The sequence below is a fragment of the Pseudomonas sp. NPDC088885 genome, from assembly GCF_044750025.1.
Taxonomy (GTDB): Bacteria; Pseudomonadota; Gammaproteobacteria; order Pseudomonadales; family Pseudomonadaceae; genus Aquipseudomonas; species Aquipseudomonas rustica.
The window spans coordinates 1-1,903 of the sequence record NZ_JBIVJB010000230.1 but is presented as its reverse complement, the minus strand read 5'-3'; the positions used below and the strand labels follow the sequence as shown (position 1 = coordinate 1,903).

Here is a 1,903-nt window from a genome sequence, read left to right as displayed (position 1 = left end):
GCTGGGTGTCACGCTCGTCGCGCGCACGGATCTCATCTAGCAGACTCGACAGACTAACACCCTCGACTTTGCCCTTCAACTGCAAATATCGACGGCGCGCTCTCTCCTCGGCACTGGCGGTCAGGAAAATCTTCAGCGGTGCGCTTGGAAAAACCACGGTGCCCATGTCGCGACCATCCGCTACAAGGCCCGGCGCTTCCTGGAAAGCTCGCTGTCGCTGCAGCAGCGCCTCGCGCACGGCTGGCAATGCAGCCACTTGAGAAGCACCGGAACCGACGCTTTCAGTACGGATGACATCGCTGACTTCGTCGCCTTCCAGAATGATGCGTTGCAACTGACCGTCGGTCGCCGCAATAAACTGAACATCCAGATGAGCGGCGAGTTTCTTCAGCAGCTCTTCATTGGTCAGATCAACACCATGGTTGTGCGCAGCGAATGCCAGCAAACGGTACAGCGCACCGGAATCCAGCAGGTTCCAGCCCAGACGCTTGGCCAGAATCCCGGCTACGGTGCCTTTGCCCGAGCCGCTTGGCCCATCAATGGTGATGACCGGTGCAATGTTGTTCACGACTGAGCCTCTTGTGCCACACGAATACCGACCTGCCCGCACAACGCGAGGAAGTTCGGGAACGATGTCGCGACGTTGGCGCAATCATGGATGCGGATCGGTGCAGTGGCGCGCAGCGAGGCCACACTGAAAGCCATGGCAATACGATGATCGCCGTGACCATGCACTTCGCCGCCGCCGATCTGACCGCCGTCGATGATGATGCCGTCCGGGGTCGGTTCGCACTTGACGCCCAGCGCCAGCAAACCGTCCGCCATGACCTGAATGCGATCGGATTCCTTGACCCGCAGCTCTTCTGCGCCGGTCAGCACCGTGCGCCCTTCGGCACAGGCGGCTGCCACGAACAGCACCGGGAATTCGTCGATCGCCAGTGGAACCAGTTCTTCCGGAATCTCGATACCTTTGAGTTTAGCTGCCCGCACGCGCAGGTCAGCGACAGGCTCACCGCCGACTTCACGCTGGTTTTCCAGAGTGATGTCAGCGCCCATCAGGCGCAGGATGTCGATAACGCCAGTACGGGTCGGGTTGATGCCGACGTGCTCAAGCACCAGCTCCGAACCTTCGGCGATCGAGGCCGCTACAAGGAAGAACGCCGACGACGAGATGTCGCCCGGGACTTCAATGTGGGTCGCCGTCAGTTTGCCGCCGGACTCAACCGAAGCCGTAGCGCCTTCAACGCTGACCGGATAGCCGAAACCACGCAGCATGCGCTCGGTGTGGTCGCGAGTCGGAGCGGGCTCGGTCACAGTGGTCTTGCCTTCAGCGTACAGACCGGCGAGCAGCAGGCAGGATTTCACCTGAGCACTGGCCATCGGCATGGTGTAGGTCAGGCCTTTGAGCTTGTGACCGCCACGAATCGTCATCGGTGGACGACCTTCAGCCGCGGTTTCAATCACGGCGCCCATTTCACGCAGTGGATTGGCCACGCGATTCATCGGACGCTTGGACAGCGAGGCATCGCCGGTCAAAGTGCTGTCGAAGTTCTGCGCAGCCAACAGGCCGGAGAGCAGACGCATCGAGGTGCCGGAGTTGCCCAGATAGATCGGGCCCGGCGCCGGTTTCAGACCGTGCAGGCCGACACCGTGGATGGTCACGCGACCGTGGTGCGGGCCTTCGATGACCACGCCCATGTCGCGGAACGCCTGCAAGGTCGCCAGGGCGTCTTCGCCCTCAAGGAAGCCTTCGACTTCGGTGACGCCTTCGGCCAGCGAACCGAGCATGATCGAACGGTGGGAAATGGATTTGTCGCCCGGTACGCGAATCCGACCGGACAGGCGGCCACCAGGTTGAGCCAGGAAGATCTGATCGTTGGAATTCATAGCGTCCACATAGGCC

At 61.3% G+C, this 1,903-nt stretch carries 2 protein-coding genes; both read right to left on the bottom strand.

Going from position 1 to position 1,903, the window contains the following annotated elements; all coding sequences use genetic code 11:
- Nucleotides 1–568, bottom strand: a 568-nt coding sequence (cmk, locus tag ACIP1X_RS28800; protein WP_400755965.1) for a (d)CMP kinase, incomplete at its 3' end; no start/stop codon positions are given.
- On the bottom strand, nt 565–1,903 hold a 1,339-nt coding region (aroA, locus tag ACIP1X_RS28795; protein WP_400755964.1), incomplete at its 5' end, for a 3-phosphoshikimate 1-carboxyvinyltransferase. The genes aroA and cmk, both read right to left, overlap by 4 nt.